This is a genomic window from Flavobacterium sp. 21.1 (genome assembly GCF_057801535.1).
In genome coordinates, this window is sequence record NZ_JBYNXA010000004.1 from 451,728 (window position 1) to 476,403 (window position 24,676).

The 24,676-nt window shown below is 39.7% G+C and carries 17 protein-coding genes and 3 tRNA genes; 8 read left to right on the forward strand and 12 right to left on the reverse strand.

From position 1 onward, the window contains the following. Window positions 1–217 precede the first annotated feature (217 nt). Window positions 218–2,407 carry a B12-binding domain-containing radical SAM protein gene (locus tag AC3E9U_RS11435; RefSeq protein ID WP_488747036.1) on the forward strand — a complete coding sequence of 730 codons (2,190 nt, stop codon included), beginning with the start codon at window positions 218–220 and terminating at the stop codon, window positions 2,405–2,407. A 175-nt stretch (window positions 2,408–2,582) separates the two neighbouring features. Then, window positions 2,583–2,864 (forward strand): hypothetical protein, encoded by a 282-nt coding sequence (locus tag AC3E9U_RS11440; RefSeq protein ID WP_488747037.1) that lies wholly within the window; start codon window positions 2,583–2,585, stop codon window positions 2,862–2,864. Window positions 2,865–2,940: 76 nt separating this feature from the next. Here AC3E9U_RS11440 and AC3E9U_RS11445 read toward each other — a convergent pair whose 3' ends face one another. The 4 genes from AC3E9U_RS11445 to AC3E9U_RS11460 all read right to left on the reverse strand — a co-directional run bounded on the left by AC3E9U_RS11445 (window position 2,941) and on the right by AC3E9U_RS11460 (window position 7,597). Beyond that, a complete protein-coding gene (locus AC3E9U_RS11445) occupies window positions 2,941–3,411 on the reverse strand; it encodes a hypothetical protein (RefSeq protein ID WP_488747038.1) in 471 nt (156 codons plus the stop codon). 29 nt (window positions 3,412–3,440) lie between these two features. Then, complete coding sequence (gene rimO, locus AC3E9U_RS11450; RefSeq protein ID WP_488747039.1) at window positions 3,441–4,754, reverse strand: 30S ribosomal protein S12 methylthiotransferase RimO; 1,314 nt, start codon at window positions 4,752–4,754, stop codon at window positions 3,441–3,443. A gap of 238 nt (window positions 4,755–4,992) precedes the next feature. Beyond that, window positions 4,993–6,519 carry an OmpP1/FadL family transporter gene (locus tag AC3E9U_RS11455; protein ID WP_488747040.1) on the reverse strand — a complete coding sequence of 509 codons (1,527 nt, stop codon included), beginning with the start codon at window positions 6,517–6,519 and terminating at the stop codon, window positions 4,993–4,995. Between the two features lie 67 nt (window positions 6,520–6,586). Beyond that, the gene (locus AC3E9U_RS11460) at window positions 6,587–7,597 is read right to left on the reverse strand and encodes a hypothetical protein (RefSeq protein ID WP_488747041.1); all 1,011 of its coding nucleotides are present in this window, start codon (window positions 7,595–7,597) and stop codon (window positions 6,587–6,589) included. Window positions 7,598–7,699: 102 nt separating this feature from the next. Here AC3E9U_RS11460 and proS point away from each other — a divergent pair, with 102 nt between their 5' ends. From proS to typA, 6 genes are all read left to right on the forward strand, one after another. Beyond that, a complete protein-coding gene (gene proS / locus AC3E9U_RS11465; protein ID WP_488747042.1) occupies window positions 7,700–9,178 on the forward strand; it encodes a proline--tRNA ligase in 1,479 nt (492 codons plus the stop codon). Window positions 9,179–9,258: 80 nt separating this feature from the next. Beyond that, a tRNA-Glu gene (locus AC3E9U_RS11470) sits at window positions 9,259–9,330 on the forward strand. Between the two features lie 27 nt (window positions 9,331–9,357). Continuing rightward, a tRNA-Glu gene (locus AC3E9U_RS11475) sits at window positions 9,358–9,429 on the forward strand. Between the two features lie 41 nt (window positions 9,430–9,470). Then, window positions 9,471–9,542, forward strand: a tRNA-Glu gene (locus AC3E9U_RS11480). A 157-nt stretch (window positions 9,543–9,699) separates the two neighbouring features. After that, entirely contained in the window at window positions 9,700–9,951 is a 252-nt protein-coding gene (gene rpsT, locus AC3E9U_RS11485) for a 30S ribosomal protein S20 (protein WP_488747043.1), read from the forward strand. Window positions 9,952–10,096: 145 nt separating this feature from the next. Further along, window positions 10,097–11,896, forward strand: coding sequence for a translational GTPase TypA (gene typA, locus AC3E9U_RS11490; protein ID WP_488747044.1), 1,800 nt, complete (start codon window positions 10,097–10,099; stop codon window positions 11,894–11,896). Window positions 11,897–11,944: 48 nt separating this feature from the next. Here typA and AC3E9U_RS11495 read toward each other — a convergent pair whose 3' ends face one another. The 8 genes from AC3E9U_RS11495 to AC3E9U_RS11530 form a co-directional block, all read right to left on the reverse strand. Then, window positions 11,945–12,199, reverse strand: coding sequence for a GlsB/YeaQ/YmgE family stress response membrane protein (locus tag AC3E9U_RS11495; RefSeq protein ID WP_488747045.1), 255 nt, complete (start codon window positions 12,197–12,199; stop codon window positions 11,945–11,947). An 86-nt stretch (window positions 12,200–12,285) separates the two neighbouring features. Further along, a complete protein-coding gene (locus tag AC3E9U_RS11500) occupies window positions 12,286–12,627 on the reverse strand; it encodes a T9SS type B sorting domain-containing protein (RefSeq protein WP_488747046.1) in 342 nt (113 codons plus the stop codon). 141 nt (window positions 12,628–12,768) lie between these two features. Further along, window positions 12,769–15,138: a T9SS type B sorting domain-containing protein gene (locus AC3E9U_RS11505; protein ID WP_488747047.1), complete on the reverse strand. Its 2,370-nt coding sequence runs from the start codon at window positions 15,136–15,138 to the stop codon at window positions 12,769–12,771. A gap of 25 nt (window positions 15,139–15,163) precedes the next feature. Further along, window positions 15,164–18,511 (reverse strand): T9SS type B sorting domain-containing protein, encoded by a 3,348-nt coding sequence (locus AC3E9U_RS11510; RefSeq protein WP_488747048.1) that lies wholly within the window; start codon window positions 18,509–18,511, stop codon window positions 15,164–15,166. A gap of 38 nt (window positions 18,512–18,549) precedes the next feature. Next, entirely contained in the window at window positions 18,550–20,862 is a 2,313-nt protein-coding gene (locus AC3E9U_RS11515; RefSeq protein ID WP_488747049.1) for a choice-of-anchor L domain-containing protein, read from the reverse strand. A gap of 15 nt (window positions 20,863–20,877) precedes the next feature. Further along, window positions 20,878–21,714: an ABC transporter permease gene (locus AC3E9U_RS11520; protein ID WP_488747050.1), complete on the reverse strand. Its 837-nt coding sequence runs from the start codon at window positions 21,712–21,714 to the stop codon at window positions 20,878–20,880. 51 nt (window positions 21,715–21,765) lie between these two features. Beyond that, window positions 21,766–22,662, reverse strand: coding sequence for an ABC transporter ATP-binding protein (locus tag AC3E9U_RS11525; protein ID WP_488747051.1), 897 nt, complete (start codon window positions 22,660–22,662; stop codon window positions 21,766–21,768). 65 nt (window positions 22,663–22,727) lie between these two features. After that, window positions 22,728–24,602, reverse strand: coding sequence for a hypothetical protein (locus AC3E9U_RS11530; protein WP_488747052.1), 1,875 nt, complete (start codon window positions 24,600–24,602; stop codon window positions 22,728–22,730). Between the last annotated feature and the right edge of the window lie 74 nt (window positions 24,603–24,676).

Consider the following 24,676-nt stretch of genomic DNA (forward strand, 5'->3'; position numbering starts at 1 on the left):
ATGGATTTTTTGCAAAAGTAGGATTAATTTCTTTCATTTTAAAGGCAGAGTTTGCAAATGCGGCTTATTTGCTAACGATTCGGGAATGTCAGTTTGTAAGTGCCAAATAAAGGTTTTAGACTGAAGAGGTTATTTGATTTATATGAATCCAATCTTTTATAAAAATATAATCCCTACGGTTCACAACTAAATTTTACCTTTGCGGAAACATTTTGCTTTGAAAGACCTTTTTCTGATCACGCCGCCTTTTACCCAGCTGAATACGCCGTATCCGGCAACTGCTTATTTGAAAGGTTTTCTGAATACCAAAAACATCAGTTCGTTTCAGATGGATTTAGGTATCGAAGTGATTTTGGAATTGTTTTCAAAAGAAGGGCTGGCCGGTATTTTTAAGTATGCTGAAAGTGATCAAGGTAAATTCTCTGATAATGCTCAGCGAATTTTCAGTCTGCAGCACGAGTACATTAAAACGATTGATTCGGTTATCGCTTTTCTGCAAGGACAGAATCCTACCTTGGCCCGACAAATCTGTCTGGACGGTTTCCTTCCGGAAGCCTCGCGTTTCAGTCAGTTGGACGATATGGATTGGGCTTTCGGAAGCATGGGAATGCAGGACAAAGCGAAACATCTCGCAACGTTATACCTAGAAGATTTATCCGATTTCATCGTGGAATGTGTCGACGAAAACTTCGGGTTCAGTCGTTATGCCGAACGTTTGGGCAGAAGCGCCAATTCCTTTGATGAATTATACGAGTACCTGCAAACGGAACCTACTTATATCGATAGCGTAACGTTAAAGATTATCGCTGAAAGAATCCGTCAGGTTAATCCAAAACTGATTTGTTTTTCCGTGCCGTTTCCCGGCAACTTGTACAGTGCCTTTCGTTGTGCGCAATATATCAAGGAGCATTTTCCAAAGATTAAAATTGTAATGGGAGGGGGTTTTCCCAATACCGAATTGCGCGAATTGAAAGATATCCGTGTTTTCGAATTCTTTGATTTCATCACTTTAGACGATGGCGAATTGCCGGTGGAACTACTTCATAAGCATGTGAATAATTTAGAACAGCAGGAATTCAAAAGAACTTTTCTGTTGGAAGATAATCAGGTGGTTTATAAGAGTAATACCCTTCGTCATGACTATAAACAAAACGACGTCGGTACACCTGATTATACCGATTTACCTTTAAACAACTACATTTCCGTAATCGAAATCGCCAATCCAATGCACAGTCTTTGGAGCGATGGCCGGTGGAACAAACTTACCATGGCACACGGCTGTTATTGGGGAAAATGTACTTTCTGCGATATTTCACTGGATTACATCAAAATATACGAACCCATCGCCGCCAAACTTCTGGTGGACAGAATGGAAGAGCTTATTGATCAAACCAAACACAACGGATTTCATTTTGTAGATGAAGCGGCGCCACCGGCTTTAATGCGCGAGGTGGCTTTAGAGATTCTGCGCAGAAACTTAACGGTTACATGGTGGACCAACATTCGTTTCGAGAAAAGTTTTACGGCCGATTTATGTATGGTGCTTAAAGCATCAGGTTGTATCGCAGTTTCCGGTGGATTGGAAGTTGCTTCTGATCGACTATTGGATCTCATTAAAAAAGGCGTAACAGTGGAGCAGGTGGCTCAGGTGACCCGCAATTTTACCGAAGCAGGCATCATGGTTCATGCCTATCTGATGTATGGATATCCAACTCAAACGGTTCAGGAAACAATCGATAGCCTGGAAATGGTGCGTCAGTTGTTTGAAGTGGGGATATTACAGTCGGGCTTCTGGCATCAGTTTGCCATGACGGCCCATAGTCCTGTGGGAATGTTCCCGGAGGAATTCGGTGTAATGCCTGAACTGAATGATATCACTTTTGCCAATAATGACATACAGTTTCAGGACAAAACCGGAATCGATCATGATAAATTCAGTTTCGGACTGAAAAAATCGCTTTTCAATTACATGCACGGTATCTGTTTCGATTATCCGCTGCAGGATTGGTTCGATTTTAAAATCCCGAGAACAACCATAAAACCTGATTTTATCAATAATTGTCTTGAAAAAGAAGTGAACTTCAACATTCGTCCCAATGCTAAAATAGTATGGATAGGAGGAAAGCCTTTAGCCGAAATCTTTACGAAAAGCAAAAAAGGGAATTCTTGGGAAATGATGAAAATGACGTTTCACGACAAACGTGAAGTTTTTGAAATCACTGTTGAAAAAGAAAACGGAATTTGGCTGCAGTCTTTGATAGAAAAGATTTCCGCTACAAATGATAAGAAATATCTTTTTAGCGACGTGAAATCCGATTATGAGGCTTCCGGTCTCGAAGATTTCGAATTATTTTGGTACTCCAAACCAATTGTCAGTCTGCGTCAGGTTGCCTGGTTAGCCCTTTAATTTTATCTGAAAGAAAATATTGCAAAATTCGGCTTTTTGTCATAAGTTTATATATTGATAATTAGTTGGTTATGATTACGTGCGGATTATTGTGCAGTTGTTTTTTAAGCAACAATAAGTAAAGAAATTTCATTCCTGTTTTGTTCAAAAGAGTAACGATAAAATTTAAACGGCTATGATGATTTTTTTGATAATAGTAGTAGTGATGGTGCTCGCTGTGATCTATAGCAGAAGGCATCACATAATGCGGTATGTGGACAAAGAAATGGATACTATAAAAGAAATGAATACGATCGATGATGAAGTGAAATATCTGATCGAATATTACTCGGTTTTTAAAACAGAAGATTTGGTAGAGATGATGAACAGTGGAAAATTAAAGAAAAAGGCTCTGAAAGCTGTCCGAAAAATTATCACGGACCGACAGTTGCCTCCAACACCGCCGGATGCTTTTTGACGACTGAATATAAACAACAAAAAAATCCCCATGAACCAAAGTTGCTGGGGATTTGTTATTTTAATAAGCTGAAATTTCAACTTTTAAGTTTTTCGAACTTCTTTTCTCTTTCCGCGATCAATACTTTGAAATTCTCCTTTTGATCGGGATTTAAATAGCCAAAGATTTCCCGTTCTGTGTTTCCCATGAGCGTTTCCGCATCCGATACTTTCTTTTCCTGAGGATTGTCACTGGCCAGAATAGTGTTTTGCTTTGCCAGACATTGCTTAATTATTTTGCTGATTACAATCAGTTGAAGCTCGTCCAAACGCAGCTCGGTTTTAAATTTAGCAACCGTTTTTTTAAAGGTCTCTTCCTGAATATTGTCCTGAGTTTCTTCTGAAAGTTTGGAAATATCCTGCAAAGGCAGGTTCCCTCTTCTTCCAAAGCCTGTTATTCCTTGGCCGTTTACATTATACGGATCTTCATAACCGTTTCCGTTTTGTGCATAAATACTCGGAACAGCGCCTAAAAACAATAAGAGGAATATCATTTTAAGGAAAGTCATATGGTATATGTTACGGAAAAAACGCATTATTATGCCGGCTCGCCATAAAGGTCAAACTCAGTCGCATCGGTGATTGTGATGTTTACGAACTCACCTGTTTTTACATAATGTTTCGTAGCGTCAATCAGTACTTCATTATCTACATCCGGACTGTCAAATTCGGTTCTTCCCACGAAATAACCACCTTCCTTTCGGTCGATGATGCATTTGAAAACCTGTCCTACTTTTTCTTGGTTCAAGTCCCACGAAATTTGTGATTGCAGTTCCATGATTTCATTGGCACGTGCTTGTTTTACTTCGTCCGGAACATCATCTTCCAACAAATAAGCATGTGTGTTTTCTTCGTGTGAATAAGCAAAACAACCCAAACGGTCAAATTTCATTTCCTGAACGAAATCTTTAAGGATGTTGAAATCTTCCTCAGTTTCACCCGGATAACCAACAATTAAAGTAGTACGGATAGCCATACCCGGAACCGCCTCACGGAAGTCTTTCAATAATTTAGTGGTTTTTGCCTGCGTAGTTCCGCGGCGCATTGATTTTAAAATATTGTCTGAAATATGCTGTAATGGAATATCGATATAATTACAAATCTTAGGTTCACGCTTCATTAGTTCAAGCACGTCCATCGGGAATCCGGTAGGGAAGGCGTAATGTAGGCGAATCCATTCGATTCCTTCAACTTTTACAAGGTTTTCAAGTAATTCGGCAAGGTTACGTTTTTTGTATAAATCTAAACCGTAGTATGTTAAGTCCTGTGCAATCAGAATCAATTCTCTAACGCCGTTTTTAGCCAAACCTTCCGCTTCCTTAACCAATTTTTCAATCGGCTGGGAAACGTGCCCGCCTCGCATTAACGGAATAGCACAGAAACTGCAGGGACGGTCGCAACCTTCGGCAATTTTTAAATAAGCATAGTTTTTTGGAGTTGTTGTTAAACGTTCCCCTAATAATTCATGTTTATAATCGGCACCTAATGCTTTTAATAATAAAGGCAATTCAGTTGTTCCGAAATACTGATCCACATTCGGGATTTCTTTCTCTAAATCGGGTCTGTAACGTTCTGATAAACATCCGGTTACGAAAACTTTGTCTACCAAACCTTTGTCTTTCTTGTCGGCATACTCCAAAATCATGTTTACTGATTCGGCCTTCGCATTGTCAATGAATCCGCAGGTGTTGATAACAATGATGTTGCCTTCACTTTCCGCCGGTGCTTCGTGCTCCACTTCTTTACCGCTGGCTTTTAACTGCCCCATCAGTACTTCACTGTCATACACGTTTTTCGAACACCCAAGGGTGATTACATTGATTTTGTTTTTCTTTAATGACTTGGTTCTCATGTAATTATGATGCTTATTTTATTTTTACAAAGTGCGCAAAATTACGCTTTTTATATTTAGAAGCACCATGGTTTGGCAATTTTTTAAGGGTTTGGTCCCGCCTCCCAGTAGTTATCTGGATGCTCTATTAAAGGAAAAAGGAAAAGAGACCACTGATGTCGGGCTAAAATCAAAGGTCAGAAAAAGAAAAAAACCACTTCTTACGGAGTGGCTTTTTATGTGGTTATATAGTTTCTGATTAGAAATTAAAGGTGTAGGTCAGGAAAAAATTGTTCGTTTTTGTTGTAACCGTAGCAGCATCAGTAAAACTTGAAAGTAAATGCACCTGCATGTCTCTTTGTGAGTAGGCGTAAGCAAAATCAAGTTTGGAGGGCCCGAAATTATATCCGATACCAGTTGAAAATCCGTTTAAGTCGCCGATAGTTTTCTTATCTTCATACGGACTTTGTTCAAAACGGTATCCACCTCTCAGACTAACCTGATTGATTCGGTATTCTCCACCCACTCTGAATTCGGAGGCACCGCGCAATGAGTTTGACATCAGATTGTTCACGGAATTGTAGTAAAGATCGTTTTCAGGTTTAAATTTTGTGGTGGAATAATCTTTAAAGGTGTAATCGAAACTGATCAATCCTTTTTTGCCGAACAAATAAGTCATACTACCGTTATATCTGCCGGGCGTGTTTAATTTATAGCTCGGATAAATATTCACTATATTGGGGTTGATATAGGCCGATGATTCTACACCGTCAGAATCGCTGAATCTTGTTGAAACATCCTGTGAGAGTTCGTCTGTTAAGTGGTACCAGGTAGGGGATTCGTACGTAAATCCTACTCTGAAATCCCTGCTGACTTTAGCAATGGCGCCCACACTGAAAGAGAAACCGCTACCAAAAGTATGCAGGTAATTGTTGAAAAGAACGCTGTGAAGTGTATTTCCGGTAGGATTGTCCGGTCCGGAATTTGATTCATAAACAGAAGTATGCTGGAAGAAATTGTTGAAATGGGAATTCAGATTAAGTCCCAAATAAAGAACGTCTTTGTAATCCGCAGCAAAGTTGAACATTAATTTACCATTATAGCCTGATGAATATACGGCATTGGTTTGGTAATATGAGGTTCCGCCGGGCGCATTTGAAAAATAAGTGGTGTTGTTTGGTGTGTTTGTGGCCGGATCAAATACATAAGCCTGATATCCTAACCATGCCTGTTGATCAGCAAAGCCTAAAGATAAATAATCAGCATCCTGTAACACACTTAAAGGAATCCCTCCAAGGCCACCAAATCCATTGGCAAATTGCGTAAAATATTCGCTTATGGAACGATCCGGATTAATTCCCTGAGAGTAAATATCGTTGTCAAAATCATTCGTAGTTTCGTAATTTATCGCAAGTGTGAATTTTTTCCAGGCACTGCTCTGTTTGATGTTATTGAACACCATGACGCCCCCGATTTGGTTAAAATTAAAGGTGGTGGTGTTGTCAGAGGCCATTCCTCCAAAATAATCCGACTTGTTTTTGTTGTTGTACACACTCATTGTCATGGTAAACGCGTTGTTGTTGAAAAGCGCGGAACCGGCAGGGTTAACATTGATAGCGGACAAATCACCTCCAACTGCACCAAAAGCGCCGCTCATAGCTCTAAAACGCGCGCTTCCCTGAGTATTGTCAATGGCGTAACGCAATGCTGAAAAAGGGGTTGTTTCTTGGGCATTTGCCATTAGTGCCGTCAAGAATAACGTTATATGGAGTAAGTGTTTTTTCATGATAAACTGGTTTTGGTTAAAATAAAACCTAAGCCCAAATGGATGGGCTTAGGAAATTTATAAAATTTTATCTTCTGCCGCCTCCGCCGGAACGACCGCCACCGCCACCGCCGAAACTTCCGCCTCCGCCGCCATAGCCTCCGCCACCATAACCGCCTGAGCTTCTAGGTGAAGAACTTGGAGTGGAATAGCCGCCTGAACTTCTAGGAGAAGAACTAGGTGTGGAATAACCTCCGGAACTTCTAGGAGAGGAGTTAGGAGTGGAGTAACCACCTGAACTTCTTGGAGATGGATAAGTATTGTTGCCTCTTGGTGAGGTGTATTGTCCATTTTGACCGGATCTCGGAGTTGTGTATTGGCTTCGCGGATTCGCAAAGTTTCCAGAATTGTTATAATTTCCGCTTCTTGGATTTGATGTAGTGTAATTTCTGCCTCCTCCTGTGTTGGAATAACTTCTCTGACTTGGATATCCTCTGCGTTCTCCGTTATAAGCGTAACTGCTTCGGCCGCCATTATAGGCATATCCTCCTCTGGTGCCATAGCTGTAGTTTCCGTAGCTTCCGTAATAACCGCAATATCCGTAAGTGTATCCGTAATATGGGTAGTAGCAATAAGGGTTGTAATAACCCCATCCGTAATAAGGATAGCCCCAGCCCCAGCCCCAGCTGATGCCCCAGCTCCATCCGTAGTAAGGGTAATACCATCCGTAGCCGGCATACCAAGGACTAGCGTAGCCGCTGTCGTAATAATTTACAGTTACATTTTTTGAATTTTCGCCCCAACCGACATAATTGTCCTGTTGTTGATAAACGATGGTGTCGTTCTTAGGATCTATAACTGCTCCGCTGTCATTAGGAGAGTAATTGTTTTTATTGGCTGCGAAGTACTCTTTGTATTTGTCTTGAGAGACATTCGCTTCAGAGTACTGCTGCTGAGGTTTTTCAGAAGAGCCGTAAACGCCGTCATTGTCATAATACGACGAGTTCTGATAGGGACCACAGGAAGAAGCCAAAAGTCCTACTAGTCCAAATAGTACATAAATGGATAAATTTCGGCCGGATACGTATATAGTTTTCATATCAATGGTGTTTTTTATTGTTGGACATAACAAAATTAGTTAGTTTTGTCGAACTATTTTCATTAAAGTAAGTTAAACAATATTTGTGCCAAAGTATTAAAAATGAGTAAGAACTTAACAAAACGATCAGAAGATTATTCTAAATGGTATAATGAACTGGTTGTAAAAGCAGATTTAGCAGAGAATTCCGGAGTAAGAGGTTGTATGGTTATCAAGCCGTACGGATATGGAATTTGGGAAAAAATGCAGCGAGAATTAGACCGTATGTTCAAAGAAACAGGTCATAGCAACGCTTATTTCCCCTTGTTCGTGCCCAAAAGCATGTTCGAAGCTGAAGAGAAAAATGCGGAAGGATTCGCTAAAGAATGTGCGATTGTTACTCATTACAGGTTAAAAACCGATGAAGAAAACAAAGGCAAACTTATTGTTGATCCAAATGCAAAATTAGAAGAAGAATTAATCGTGCGTCCAACGAGTGAGGCGATCATTTGGTCTACTTATAAAGGTTGGGTGCAATCTTATAGAGATTTACCGTTATTGATCAACCAATGGGCGAATGTGGTTCGTTGGGAGATGCGTACGCGTTTGTTCTTGCGTACGGCTGAATTCTTGTGGCAAGAAGGGCATACCGCTCATGCGACTAAACAAGAGGCGATCGAAGAATCAGTGCAAATGATGAATGTGTATGCTGATTTCGCTGAGAACTTCATGGCGATTCCGGTAATGAAAGGCGTGAAAACCGAAACGGAACGTTTTGCTGGGGCTGAAGAAACTTATTGTATTGAGGCTTTGATGCAGGACGGAAAAGCGCTTCAGGCGGGAACTTCTCACTTTTTGGGGCAAAACTTCGCTAAAGCATTTGATGTGAAATTTGCGAATAAAGAAGGAAAGCAGGAACATGTTTGGGGAACGTCTTGGGGAGTTTCTACCCGTTTGATGGGAGCATTGGTAATGACGCATTCCGATGATAACGGTTTGGTGTTGCCACCTAATTTAGCGCCTATTCAGGTGGTAATTGTTCCGATTCACAGAACAGATGAGCAATTAGATGCGATTGCCGCTCAGGTTAAAGAATTAATGAACGAATTGCGTAAAGCTGGTATTTCGGTTAAGTTTGATGACAGAGATACGCAAAAACCAGGATTTAAGTTTGCAGAATGGGAATTGAAAGGGGTGCCGGTGCGTTTGGCAATTGGTCCTAACGATTTGGAAAACGGAACGTACGAAGTAGCGCGTCGTGATACATTGACAAAAGAGACAGTTTCTAAAGAAGGAATTGTGGGTTATATCCAGAATTTGTTGGAGCAGATTCAAAAGGATTTGTTTGATAAAGCATTGGCCTACAGAAATTCTCATATAACTGAGGTGAATTCCTTCGAAGAATTTAAAGATGTTTTGGAAAATAAAGGAGGTTTCTTAGCTGCTCATTGGGACGGTACTCCGGAGACGGAAGAGAAGATCAAAGAGCTTACAAAAGCAACCATTCGTTGTATCGCTTTGGATAGAAAAGAAGAGGCGGGAAGCTGTGTGTTTACTGGTAAACCATCAGCCGGAAGAGTGCTTTTTGCTAAGGCATATTAAAAAAAATATTTTTTTTTGAGAATAGGCTTGCAAGAATAAAAATTAGTTGTATTTTTGCAACCGCAATAAAGAAAAAAGACGGCCCGTTCGTCTATCGGTTAGGACGCCAGGTTTTCATCCTGGTAAGAGGGGTTCGATTCCCCTACGGGCTACAACTTTTTTCTTTATTGTTTTTTACTGGCCCGTTCGTCTATCGGTTAGGACGCCAGGTTTTCATCCTGGTAAGAGGGGTTCGATTCCCCTACGGGCTACTTTTATTGAAATATTGGGCAACCAAAGAAATGAGCTTAACGGCCCGTTCGTCTATCGGTTAGGACGCCAGGTTTTCATCCTGGTAAGAGGGGTTCGATTCCCCTACGGGCTACAAAATTAGTTGTGATTAAGTTTTATAAAATAATGGTTCAGTGTCTCGAATTATTGTTTTATTAGTTAAAACCAAAGTGATTGTTCAGCAATTGTGGGAGGTTTTTCTTTTTTAACTAATAATTTAAAATAATTATTACAATTAAAAATTTAAAAAAATGGCAAATCATAAGTCAGCTTTAAAAAGAATCAGAAGCAACGAGAAAAAAAGAGTATTAAACAGATACCAACATAAAACTACACGTAATGCTATCAAAGCAATCCGTTTAGCTACAGATAAAGCGGAGGCTTCTGCAAAATTATCTTCTGTAATCTCTATGATTGACAAATTAGCGAAGAAAAACATTATTCACGCTAATAAAGCTTCAAACTTAAAATCAAAATTAACAAGACACGTAGCTGCTTTATAGTAGTCGTTCTTTGGAAAATAATCAAGCTCTCATCACTGAGAGCTTTTTTTATTGTTATTAATTGGTTAAAATTTAGCTAACTAGTTCATAGTTAGTGTTTTTAATTCAAAAATTAGTTGTACTTTTGCACCTTCAAAATTTGTATATGACTTCAATTAGAAACATCGCGATTATTGCTCACGTTGACCACGGTAAAACCACATTGGTTGACAAAATTATGTATCACTGTCAGTTATTCCGTGAAAACGAGAATACAGGAGATTTAATCCTAGATAACAACGATCTAGAAAGAGAAAGAGGTATTACCATTACTTCTAAAAACGTTTCTGTTGTTTATAAAGGAACTAAAATTAATATTATCGATACTCCGGGTCACGCCGATTTTGGTGGAGAAGTGGAACGTGTGTTAAACATGGCCGATGGTGTTTTATTGTTAGTAGACGCTTTTGAAGGACCAATGCCGCAAACGCGTTTCGTATTGCAGAAAGCAATCGATTTAGGTTTGAAACCATGCGTGGTGGTAAACAAAGTAGATAAAGAAAACTGTACTCCGGAAGAAGTTCACGAGAAAGTTTTCGACTTAATGTTCGAATTAGGAGCAGAAGAGTGGCAGTTGGATTTCCCTACCGTTTACGGTTCGGCTAAAAACAACTGGATGTCTGATGACTGGAAAAACCAAACAGAGAACATCGAGCCGCTTTTAGATATGGTATTGGAGCACATTCCGGCACCAAAAGTTTCTGAAGGAACGCCGCAGATGTTGATCACTTCTTTAGATTTCTCTTCTTTCACAGGACGTATCGCTATCGGTCGTTTACAAAGAGGCGAATTAAAAGAGGGTCAGAATATTTCGTTGGTAAAACGTGACGGAAAGATCATCAAATCTAAAATTAAAGAATTACACACTTTTGACGGTTTAGGGCGTAAAAAAGTGGAAAGCGTTAAAGCTGGAGATATCTGTGCTATCGTTGGATTGGAAGGTTTCGAAATTGGGGATACTGTTGCTGATTTCGAAAATCCGGAAGCATTGGCAACAATTGCTATCGACGAGCCTACAATGAGTATGTTGTTTACTATTAACGATTCCCCATTCTTCGGTAAAGAAGGTAAATTCGTTACTTCAAGACACATCAAAGACCGTTTAAACAAAGAGTTGGAGAAAAACCTTGCTCTAAGAGTAAACGAAACGGATTCTGCAGATAAATTCATGGTTTTCGGACGTGGAGTTCTTCACTTGTCGGTACTTATCGAGACAATGCGTCGTGAGGGATATGAATTACAAATCGGTCAGCCTCAGGTTATCATCAAAGAGATTGACGGAGTGAAATGTGAACCGATTGAGGAATTGACTATCGATTTACCTGAAAACGTTTCCGGTAGAGCAGTTGAATTCGTGACTGTTCGTAAAGGTGAAATGTTAAGCATGGAGCCTAAAGGTGAGCGTATGATCATTCAGTTCAATATTCCTTCGCGTGGAATCATCGGATTAAGAAACCAATTGTTAACGGCAACTGCAGGTGAGGCTATCATGGCACACCGTTTCTTGGAATACCAACCGTTCAAAGGTGAAATTCCAGGTCGTTTAAGTGGTTCATTGATCTCTATGGAGAATGGTAAAGCGATTCCTTATTCAATCGATAAATTACAAGACAGAGGTAAATTCTTCGTTGACCCGAATGAAGATATCTATGAAGGTCAGGTTATCGGTGAGAACTCAAGAGGGGATGATATGGTTGTGAACGTAACTAAAACTAAGAAGTTAACAAACGTACGTTCTTCCGGAGCGGATGATAAAGCAAGAATTATTCCTGCAATCAAATTCTCATTAGAAGAAGCTTTAGAGTACATTCAGAAAGATGAGTATGTAGAGGTAACGCCAAAATCGTTGCGTTTACGTAAAATCTACTTGAACGAAAACGACAGAAAACGTTTTAAAATTGACTAATCTCAAGTTATATAATAAAAAAGCCGCTCAAACAGCGGCTTTTTTTTATTACTTCGAATTCCCCCTAAAAATAAGATTAAGGATCGCTAAGATGACGATAGCTCCTGTAGCTCCGGTTAGTATAGCACCTAAGATGCCGGTGCCAAAACTTATTCCTAATTTGCCTAAAAGCCAATAACCGACAAAACTACCCAAAATACCAACAACGATATTTCCGATTAATCCTAAACTGCTGCCGCTGAAAATTTGGCTTCCCAGCCAACCGGCAACGGCGCCAATAACTAATGTAGCAATGATTTCCATAATTTATTGATTTACAGGTTTTAACATGTAAAGTTACCACATTAAATCAATAAAAAGCCCAATTTGAGTTGGTTAGTTAAGTTGGATTATCGCTTCAGGGCAAAGTGTCCCTTAATAATTTTTCCGTCTTCTAATTTCAGTTCAAACCAATAATCGGTGGCGGGTAACGGTTTGTCAAGATGTGTTCCGTTCCAGCCTTCCCGAGAAGGATTCATTTGTTTAATAAGTTTTCCATATCGGTCAAATATTGACAATGCCGAATTTGGATTATATAATTCGAGATTCATTATTTTCCAGGTGTCGTTGTATTGATCACCATTGGGCGTGAAGAATTTCGGATAATCAAGGATATAAGTTACATCGGTCGTATAACCACAATCATGCTTGTCACGTACATAAACGGTATATCGTCCGGGATATAGATCCACGAAAACACATCTCTAACAAGTTGTTGAGCAGTATAACTTTCATCAATTTGAATGTTTTGCGCCCTGACAGTCATTGACAAGATGAAAAAAAGACAAAAATGGAGAATGAATCTCATAGCTTTAATTAAACTGTTTGATAAGTTATCGTTTCAGTGTAAAATGCCCTTTAATTATTCTTCCGTCTTCCAGGTTCATCGCATACCAGTAATCCGTAGAGGGAAGAGGTTGACCGTTAAAAATACCATTCCAGCCTTCTCCGCCGGGCGCCATTTGTTTCAATTGCTTTCCATAACGGTCAAAAATGTAAATTGTGCTGTTTGAATAATATCCTTGTTCCATGCCCGTAATTTTCCAGGTGTCATTGTATCCATCTCCATTAGGTGTGAAAAACTTCGGAATGCCTAAAATAGAAACTTCTTTAGGGATCATTCCGCATCCGTCAATATCGTTGACATACACTGTATGGATTCCCGGGATAACATTTTCAAAATGATTGCTTGACTGGAAAGGTCCGGTGGCGGAATCAAGGCTGTACTCGAATTCATTTTCATTACCCTGAACATAGATCGTAATGGAGTTGTTATCGGACAGATCTAAAACGTAAACAGATTCAATTACAGCAATGTCTGAATCTTTAACCACTATAGTTCTTTCTTTTGAACAGTTTAGACTATTTGTAACAGTAACAGTATAGTTTCCCGAAGCCAAGACACTAATTGTGGGGGTGGTTTCTCCTCCCGGCGACCATAGGTAAGTAAACAAACCGGGGTTTTGTGACCCGATACCCGAATTTAAAATTACAGGAACGGACGGCTGATTTAAGCAATAAACATCTGTTGCAGCGATTTCTATGTTAGGTAATGGGTCAACATGCAAATCAATTATATTGATTCCAATGCAGTCATTTCCATTTTCAATCCTCGCATAAAGTCTTTGATTATCTGCAATAGTATTAATAAAATTAGGTTGAATTTCGTTCTGTTCCAATAGGGCATCGTTGCTGTTAGTGAAGTACGTAACCGTATTTCCGCCGACAGCAAATCCCGCCTGGGTCAAATCAAATGTTGTAAATCCATCTTCGGTTCCGTCTGCATCACATTCGTATAAATCAGCTGTAATAGTTGGGTTTACGGTTACATTAAGCGTCAAAGTCGCAAAAGCATAACATTGCGTAGTGTTGTCCGTAACTTTAACAGTAAGTACCTGCGGGTTCTGGATATTGGTATAAATTGTGTTCAAAGGGATTGTACTTCCCTGAACGTAAAATTCTGTTGTTAAGTTAGGATTGTTGCCGGTTAGTGCGCCATTGGCTTCAGATAAATTAAAAGTTGTCAAACCGTCAGGATTTAACTGAAAATCACATTGTGTTAATTGAGCAGCTGTAACCGATGGAATCCTTTTTATAATCAGATCAAACAGTTTGAAAGCATGGCATCCGGTAACAATATTGGTGATTTTTGCCCAAACGGTTTCATTCGTATTAACAACCGTATTGGTAAAATTGTCCGGTAATGTTATAGGGCTGTTTGCAGAAGGATGATAACTAATCACTATGTTCGGATCTCCTCCGGTTAAAATTGGATCATTGTCTCTTAGATTAAAAGTGGCAAAACCATCATTGTCCAAATCGCATTTTTCCAAATTTGACGGAGTGTTGGTCTGGTATGGTGTCACATTCAGTGTGAACAAGGCTGTGGAAAAACATCCGGTGGCGGTATTGGTCAAACGGATGTGTATCGTTTGAGGATTAGATGTGTTTTGAAAGTTCGTAATGTCAGGGATTTGATTGGTTCCCGTAATCGCGTCATTTACCGAGGTATGGAAGGTCGTTGCAATTCCGGTCTGGTTTCCGATTGCTAATGCTGAAGTTGTGGTAAAGTCAAATGATGTTATGTTGTCGAGAAAACCAGAATCACATTTACTGATATCCGTTATGTTATTTATTATGGGAGGTGAAACAAATGTGGCAGTACCGGTCCAATTAATAGAAAAGTTGCTTGTTCCGATGGGCCTGTCGATAACAATGAAATAAGTTTCGCCTGCCTGTGCATTGATTGCGCTGACAAAGCTATTGCCAAATCCACCGGGACCTTCACTTATATCGGTTTCCGTTGTGTTCATACCGGTTATATTGTTTGCAAGATTGGCCGCAGCCGGATTTGTGGTAGAGCATCGAATAGTATGTCCCAGATTGTTGCAGGTTGCATTTGGTCCGAATATGAAAAAATCAAAATCTACATTAATATTGCTGCTTTGAGGGACAAGTTCGAAGGCAAGTGTCCCGTTTGTTGCGATAGGGACTTTAAGCCATAAACTGTTAGTTTCTACAGAAGAACAGTCGTTGTTTGTAAAATCCAATTCCTGAATTCCTTCACCGGTGGTAGAAAGACCTGAAAAATTACTGTTTCCGCAAACGGTGATCGCATCCGCACAATTATTTTGTGTATGTCCGATCTGAATTTGTAGGGCTGCAAATAGAATAAGAAAGCAGACTTTTTTTAATACTTTCATTAATTGGGGGCGGCTTTTGTAAAAATTATCGTTTCAGCGTGAAATGTCCTTTCACCGTTCTTCCGTCTTCAAGATTCATGAGATACCAATAGTCAGTAGAGGGCAGAGGTTGTCCGTTAAAAATACCATTCCAGCCTTCTCCATGCGGGTCCATTTGTTTTAATAATTTTCCGTAACGGTCAAAAATGTAAATTTTGCTGTCCGAATAATATCCCTGCTCCATACCAATGATTTTCCAGGTGTCATTGTATCCATCTCCATTAGGTGTGAAAAACTTCGGTATGCCTAAAACGGAAACTTCCTTAGGGATCATTCCGCATCCGTCAATATCGTTTACGTATACAGTATGGATTCCCGGGGTAACATTTTCAAAATGATTGCTTGCCTGGAAAGGTCCGGTCGCGGAATCAAGGCTGTATTCGAATTCATTTTCATTACCCTGAACATAGATCGTAATGGAGTTATTATCGGACAGATCTAAAACATAAACGGATTCAATTACGGCAATATCAGAATCTTTAACTATTATAGTTCTTTCTTTAGAACAGTTTAGACTATTTGTAACTGCGACCGTGTAGGTTCCGGAAGCCAAAACACTTATAGTTGGGGTGGTTTCTCCTCCCGGCGACCATAAGTAGGTAAACGAACTAGGGTTTTGTGAGCCGATACCTGCCTCCAAAGTAACCGGGACCGATGGCAGATTTAAGCAATAGACAGCAGTGTCATCAATATCGATATTTGGCAGGGGATCTACGATCAGATCAATGATATTCAGGCCAAGACAGTCATTGCCGTTTTCAATTCGCACATAAATACGTTGGGTATCCCTTATTGTATTGGTGAAATTTGCCGACTGTGCTATTCCATTTTGCTCGAGTAGCGCGTCATTACTGCTTAGATAATAGGTGGTTGTGTTTCCCGGTAGTTCAAAACCGGCATCTGCTAAATTGAACTCGGTAAACCCGTCCTCAGTACCATCAGCATCACACTTGCGAAGAATGGCAGTTACCGTCGGGTTGGTATTCACGGTTAAAGTTAATGTAGTGATACTAAAACATCCTGTTGCATTATCAATAACATGTACAGTAAGTGTCTGCGGATTCTGAATGTTGGTATAAATCGTATTCAGAGGCGTAGCGTTACCCTGTGCATAAAATTCGGTACTGTAATTCGCATTATTACCCGTTAACGTACTATTTGCTTCCGATAAATTAAAGGTTGTGAAGCCATCCGGATTTACCTGAAAATCACATTGTAGTAATTGCCCCGGAGAAGCATTCGGTAACGGATTTACAATTAAATTAAATTCACGTGTAGTATAACAAGTGGTGTTTAAATTATTTTCAATTCTTACAACTAACGGTTGTTGGAAAGGAATTGTATTATAGAACGAAAGTGGTTGCGGATTACTGTCAAAATCGGCATCGTTCTGATTCAAATGATAGGAAATGGTATAGTCAGAGGCACTTTGATTTCCTAAAATACCATTGTTTAACTGGGAAAGGTTAAAAGATGTCTGTCCGTTGGCTGTATTACCATCCGAGTTATCATCGCATAAATTATAATCGGTCAATGAATTTATCACCGGACGTTTGAAAACATTGACCGTAAAATTCGTTAGGTCGTAGCACAACGGATTGTTCTTATTTAAAACCCTTGCATAAATTTCAAAAGAAGGCACTGTGTTTGTGTAACTTGAAGCGTTAATCGCATTTGTATCATCAATAGCATCCTGACTGGTCAGATAATATTTTACGTCGTAAAGGGAAGGATTCTGACTTCCCAGAATAGTTCCTGAAAGTGCGGAAAAGTTAAACGTATAAATCTGATCGCCATCGTCATCACACTGATTTAATGTCTGATTCGGGATTGGAACCGCTGTCGGAACATCATGAATTGTAATAATCTGTTCGTTGGTTATAGGACTTCCGTTCACTGTAACCGTTACCGTGACGGTGTAGTCTCCGGTAGCGCTATAAACATGTGTTGGTGATAACTGGGATGAACTTGTGCCATCTCCGAAATCCCAAACGATACTATCCAAATTGGGATTGTCAGGTATGCTGAACTGGGTCGCGTCGCCAAAACAAGTCTTACTCACGATGATACTTGAGTTGAATACGGAAGTTATAAACGGAGGCAATCCTAAGGAAGAAGTTCCGTAAACCAGTGCAACTCCCATTGTCTGGTAATCACAGGCCACACCATTTATTTCCGGTTGGTTGATTACCCCGATGTGCGAACTAATATTAGACTGGTTGGAGAAATTAGCACGGTATATCTTTTTATTCGGTCCCAACTGAAGTGCACCGGCAGAAGCATTCGATTCGTCAATGATTACCGGTGTTAGCGGAGAAACCGTAAGATCGAATTGTATAAGACGGCTGATGAAATTGTTGTTTAAGCCATTAGTGGCATACAGTTTTTTTGAATCAGCCGAGAATTCCACACCATAAGGATTACCTCCATTGATAATTGTAATGGCATTGGATACAACTCCGGTCGCATTATTGAAATCGTGTAGCAGAACCTGTCCGTTTTCTTCAGTACCACCTGTACTTGTCCCTAGCTGATTATGAGCTATGGCAATTTTTCGACCGTCAGGTGACGATTTCAGATAACCAATCGCGTTTCTTCTGTAGCCGTTAATCCCTACCGTTGGTCCGTCGACGGAAACAACAGGATTTAAATCAACACCATTACTGTCAATCCTGAAGGCATAAAATTTATTAATAAAATGCGTGATGACCCAATAACCGGATCCGTTGTTGTTTTTTACAGCTGTAATTTTTTCGGAGCATTTGTATTTTGCTTCGGAGATGACTGAAGGATTGTACGTAACAAGGTGTACGTTTCTGGTAGTGACATTTCCAATACTGCCATTATTTCCTGTAAGTGATAAATCTACGATAGAATAATTAAGACCATTATTGAAGCCGTCATCCTGATCCGAACTTACATTAGTATTCTGATCGGGGAAAACTGCAGCATTGTCATTATGAGGCTCATCAACCGTGAAAATGTAATAAATATTCGGATTTCCGGGTTTTGGAACAATGATGGCTGATTGGGTACTGGAAGGATCTCCTAAAAGACCGGTTCCGGCATTGTAATCACCATTAGGCATAATTACATGATTTCTGTCCCAGACATTTCTTCCGTCAGAATAAAACAGTAAATCGCCATTTGAATTTGATATGGAACTGCAGCCTTCAAATGTGAATATTTGTCCGCCTGACAAGGGTACAACAGAACCATCCGGCATGAATTTAATTCCGGCTCCGTTACCAAAATACCAATTATTAGCTTCTCCCTGGGAGTAACAGGAAGCAGAAAAAAGAAGTATCAGGAAGAAAAACTTAAAAGATTTCATAATAATTGTTATGCTTATAAAGACAAATGTAAGAATTTCTATCTTTTTAAGCTGAAATGTCCTCTAATAATTCGGTCATTGTCCAAAGAAAGTGTAAACCAATAATCGTCGGAAGGAAGTGTAGTGTCGTTAAAAGTGCCATTCCACCCGTCATTCAGAGGGAAAATATGTTTTACTAATTTACCATAACGGTCAAATACAAGAAGTTTTGAATTAGGATAAAACATATCAAGATTTTTAATGAACCAAATATCGTTGTAGCCATCTCCGTTCGGCGTGAAAAATCTCGGATAGTCTAATACATACACAATTTGAGGAGGGGGGTTATTACATCCGTTTTTATCGCGGACAAAAACCTGATATTCACCGGGTAAAACGTTTGTAAAAACATTGCTGTCCTGGTAAGTTACACCATCCAATGAAAATTCATAATTTCCGTTTCCGCTGTAATGAACTGTGATTGAATTATTCATACCGGAAAAACTAACTACTTCTATACTACGGATGGTCGCCATTTCAGATACGGTCACGGTGAAGGTTTTGGTAGCGGAACAGTCTTCGGAATTGGTAACAGTAACCGTATAATTCCCCGCGTCCGATACGGTTATGGTTTGGCTTGTCTGAATCGGTGTCGTATCCCATGAATAACTCGCATACCCACTTCCGGCATCCAAAATCGTACTATCCCCATCACAAATAGCCGTTGTTTCGTCCTCAAGATCCGGGAAAGAACTTACGATAAGGGTAATCGGCAATATTCCTTGACAGTCCGGACCGTTGGTTATTCGTGCGTAGATGATCTGCTGATTGGCTATCGTATTGGTAAAAGGTGTGTTTAACGGATTGTTCACCGTAAAGGCATCTTCTGAATTTATAAAATAACGAATTTCGTAAGTTGAAGGCAGTGCATTACTGTTTCTGATCTGTTGTGAGATCATATCAAGATCAAACGGATATAAGCCATCTTGCGGAGCAACCGTATCACATTCCCTTACAGGATTAATAGGATTTAAGGTGTTGTTGCCAACCTGAAGTGTAATAATAGCATAATCAACACATCCAAATTGGTTTTCAACCCTTACTACAATAGTGCTTCCGAAAGCGTTAGAGTAGGTCTGCGGATTGGTAATCGCACTTTGTTCATTTTGGGCATCAGTCAGATTATGGTAGAAGCCAATGATGACCATTTGACTTTCGCCTCCAGTGATGGTAGTAACAGCATTGTTTAGATTAAAAGTTGCAATTCCATCGTTATTATCATCACATTGCAGTAGCACAGCGTCATTTGGTTCGGGGGCATATTCGACGTTCATATAACCGCGAACCGTGCAGGTGCCTACATCGGCAACCAACATATATACTCCTGCTGAAGAAATGGTGTAGGAGGGGGAACTAACGTTTACATAACCTGGAATCGGCACACCATCTTTATACCATGTATAACTCAATGTTCCCGGCACGGTATAGTCTGGTGACACCGTTAAAGTTTCGCCCGGACAAAGCGGGTTTCCGTCAGCTATCAATCGGTCATCTCCCATTGCATAATCGTTGGTGAAGGTATTTCCCCCTATGAAAATCGCTGAATCATAAAGATTGTTTCCCTGATCGGCAATAACCAATTTCACATGATAAGTGGCTCCGGGTTCGATATCCGCCTCCGCATTCATAATTACGGTTTGCCCGTTATAATTGGTTGGATGACTGCTGCCGTTGAAGGCATCAAAATATTCCGCATTGGCTGCAGGACATATCGTCCCGGGGCCTCGAACGGTTGTTACTTTTACCGGAATGCTAGTGTCCGGAACCACCCCAAGATTATGGTAAGTAAAGGTCGTGCTTTTTCTTATCAGCAAGGCAAAGCCATCGGAATAGTTACATTGATTGGAATTCGGATTTGATAAATATTGCTCGGACGAAAAGATGTAATTGAAACTTAAGTAATTGGTTACCGAAACAAAATCAAATTCGACTATGGTAGCATTCACGGTGTTACTTTCGCCAATTGCCTGCTCTAAGTTCACGTCACCCGGCCAGTTTGAAGGGCCTTCGCTAAGTAACGATGTATTGGGACCAACTGCCGATGAAGCTCTCCCTGTGGAAATAATCAGTCCCTGATTTAGAGGAAATCCGGAGGAATTGCTGTTAAACCACGCGTAACTTTTCTCTCCGTTACCAAAATCCCATCCTGAAATAGAAATATTAGTCGGTTCGACACAACTTTCTGTGGTAAAGAGATCCTGAACTAATTGTTCAGGAGTCTTTGTATTGTCAATGGTTATGTTTTGCGCACTGACTACTATGCCGAAAAACAGCAGTAATAAAGTCTGATATGTAATATAGGATGCACGCATAGTACCTCAAAGATACTACAAATCTCTTTTCTTTAGAATTTTATACGACATAAACACAAAAATAACTGTCCAAATCAATGTGATGAAAATCGGGAAAAAATGGACATTGTAATCTTTAATGTATTCAGCTCCCATTTGGTTGCTCACTGTCTGAATAAAGCTCAATCGACTAATAGGTTCAATGATTAGATTAGACATTGATTCCAGTGGAAAATACTTGAAAATTTCGTAAGCTTTATCAAAATCTTCGAATATGAATTTGCCCATTACTCCATAAGTGATCTTTTCAATGATAAACCAAAGCATGACAAATCCAAGAGCAAAAGCAGATCGTTTAATTAAGATACCAACGAACAGACAGAAAGAGAAAAAGGCCACCAGTTTTATAAAATAGGCGAGCAGGTATTCGAGGTCCGAAAAAACAATACCCAGTTCGTTGTAGGAAGAAAATGAATATCCTAAAATGAGTGTTACGATAAACACGAATACGGTCGAAATTCCGGCAAATAAAAGTACGGTCAGGAACTTTGACAGGATGAATTCCTTTTTGCTCATTCCGTCGATCAGGTTTTGTTTCAAAGTGCCATAACTGTATTCGTTGGCAATCATGGAGACGATCACAACGGCCAGAAATAATTTAAGCCATGCCACAAAATAGGTGTTAAAATGCCATATGTACGGGAAGTTGAAGATACCGCTGTCGGCAGCATTGAATTTTAAAGGACCTAAATCAAATTTGATGGAAGCAATTAAGGAAATAAAGCAGATCAGGACAAAATAGGTAATTATCAACACGCGGCTGGCTCTGTTTTTCCAAAGTTTTTGTAATTCTATATTTAAAAGTCGTTTCATTTGTGGTTGTGGAATTTGGTCCCGAAAGCTTTCGGGATTGGAATTTGGTTTCTATTGATGATTAGTAAGATGTAGGAACTGTTCTTCCAGACTATGCTTACGTTTTACAAGATGCTGAAGAGAAATGTTGTTTTGGAACAGATATCGGTTTAATTCGGCCGCATCTAAAGGCGATTTTAAAAACACATATAATTTTCCTTCTTCTTCATCGATTTTGTCCACTGCAACGTGATTTTGTAATAATGATTTTAACTCGGAATTATTTGCGGACTGCAGTTCAAAGAATCCTTCATTAGCCATAATTTCATGTACCGAGCCCGAGTATAGGATTTCTCCTTTTTGCAAAACAACTACATGCGAACATACTTTTTCCACTTCATCCAAAAGGTGGGATGCCAGTAAAATAGTAGTTCCGAATGAAGCAATATATTTTATAATGTCGCGGATCTGACGGATTCCCTGCGGATCCAATCCGTTGGTAGGTTCATCCAGTATAAGTATTTCGGGATCGTTTAACAGGGCAGAAGCGATAGCCAAACGTTGTTTCATCCCAAGAGAAAAGGTACGAAACTGACTGTCTTTTCGTTCCAAAAGGCCTACAACCTGGAGTTTTTCTTCTACTTTGTCGTAATGGATTCCTTTGATATTGCAGACTAATTTCAAGTTTTCTTCAGCGGTCATATAGGGATAGAAATTCGGTCTCTCAATGATGGCACCCACTTTCTTAAGTGCAAAATGGGTGTCCAGTTTTCCGTCAAACCATTTGAAGTTGCCTGAAGTTTTATTGACAACATTCAGGATAATCCCCAATGTGGTGGATTTTCCGCTTCCGTTAGGTCCTAAAATACCATAAACATTTCCTTTTTTTATCTCAAATGAAACGTTTTTTAAAGCCTGGATCTTGCCGTATTTCTTATTCAGATTGTCAATCGTCAGTATAGTTTCCAAAATAAATTCGTTTAAGTTATTTATAGGACGAACGATTGTTTATTTTGTTACCGAATAACCATAAATTACTGATAAGGTACGATTTCAGGCTTGCCGATCTGAAAATCAGGAAGCTCAATATTGTTGTTTTTATAAGCATTGGACTTAAATATACTGTCTCCAACGCCTGGAACGGAAGGATAGTAGGCAAATGACAGGATAAAACTGTTAAAAACCATATAATCGTTACTGATGATAAACCCAATCCCAAATTTCGAATACAATTTGCTTTGCAGTAATTTTTCGGTCGAACTGCTGAGCATTCCGAATTCCATGTTGTAAAACGGACTTAACCTGAAGCCATACCATTGTCCAGGTACATAGGATTGTGTCTGGAAGGTGAGTAACATCTTTTTGCTTCCTTTCCGCGAAGTGTCAAAACCTTCGATACCGGAGTTGCCGGCGAGATCAACTAAATCCGCACTGGTTGCCAAACGGTTGTTTCCGATGGTAAATCGCGGTTTAATGAATTGTCTGAATTTCCAATTTCCCCACTCGAACAAGGGAGTGAAGTAATTGATCTCGGCATTAAAAGTGGTTTGCTCGGTATTGTCGTCATGAAAAAAACTGCCCAGTTCCAGGGTACCGGCTAAAAAACCAAAGGAATAATAACCTCCGATAGCAAACCGTCCTCCGAAATAAAGCCGTTGGATATTGTTTTTATCTTCAATTCCGCCCGTTATTGAGTAGGTTTTTCCAATTTGAACATATTCGGGAATGCCATAGTTAAAAAGGAATTTATCGGCTATATATTGACGGGAAGTAACACCGATACTCGCGAGATACAATCTGGAATCGTTGAAAAATTGAATGCTGTCATACATAATGTCCGGTCTTTCCGTGAATTTCAGGTTTTTGTAACGAACTGTGGTGGCAAGATTGGTGATGTGTTTTTCTTCGCGGGTTCTTTTGAAGATCCGCATTTGATATCCCGACCAGAAGTCCTCTGCTTCGGATTTGAAATTGCTGTAAATAGGAGGTCGGCTGATTGCTCTTATGGAATCTTTACGAAAACGTTGCTCCAGGATAATTCCTCCGGCCCATCGGGTATAAGGTGAAAAGAAAGGGCGGTTGAACCCAATGGCTTTTATGTAATCGTTGTTGTATTCTTTGTCATAAAGAAATGTGGTCCGTATGAAGGTGTTTTTAAAGTTCGGAATGGTATACAGCATTTGATACGCATTTTTATTATCCGCAAAGCGCTGTTTGAAAACGTTTTGAAATTCGTGGCCTAAACCTAAAAAATTTCGCTCCGTAATTTCCAAAGTGACATGCGAATCCGATAAAGAACCCGACGGGATTAGGGTCCAGGAATCTAAAACGGTGATTTCAATGTCAACAGAATCCTTAGAATTGGGAACCGGGACCGGACGCATGGCGACTTTTCGGACATAGCGCTGCTGCTGGATCAGACGAATGGATTCTTTTAGCAAAAGAGAATCGAGAGGCTCGTTCTTTTTAAATAAAAGATGGTTTCTGACCGTCCAGTGTTTGGTTTTAAGATGTATCGCGTTTCCCTGTCGTTCCAGCCACAGTTTTTTACTTTTTTCGGATCCGTCAATATCAAATCCGAAAGGATCTAAAGTAGTAATGTCAATTTTTCGGATGATCTTCCCCTGATATTTGGTAAAACTTGGACTGTAATTTGGAGCTTTGTTTTTTTTGACAGCGCTTTTTTTGTCTGTTGGTCTAAAAATAAGACGATGAAGGAATCGGGTGAATTTTCTCTTTTTTGAATAATTTTCAATATTGTGAAACACCACGTCAGTGGAATCCTGTTTTGCTTTAAGTGCCTCCGTTTTTGCCTTCGTTGAATCTTTTTTTATAGTAACCACCTGTGCATCCAGTGGTTGCAAGAAGCTAAAGAGCAGGACGATATATAAAAGAAACTTTTTGCGCATAATTAGACTTCGGGGGGAAATCGACCAATAAATTTACTCTTTATTGTTATGTCTGGCAAATAAAAAAGAGATCC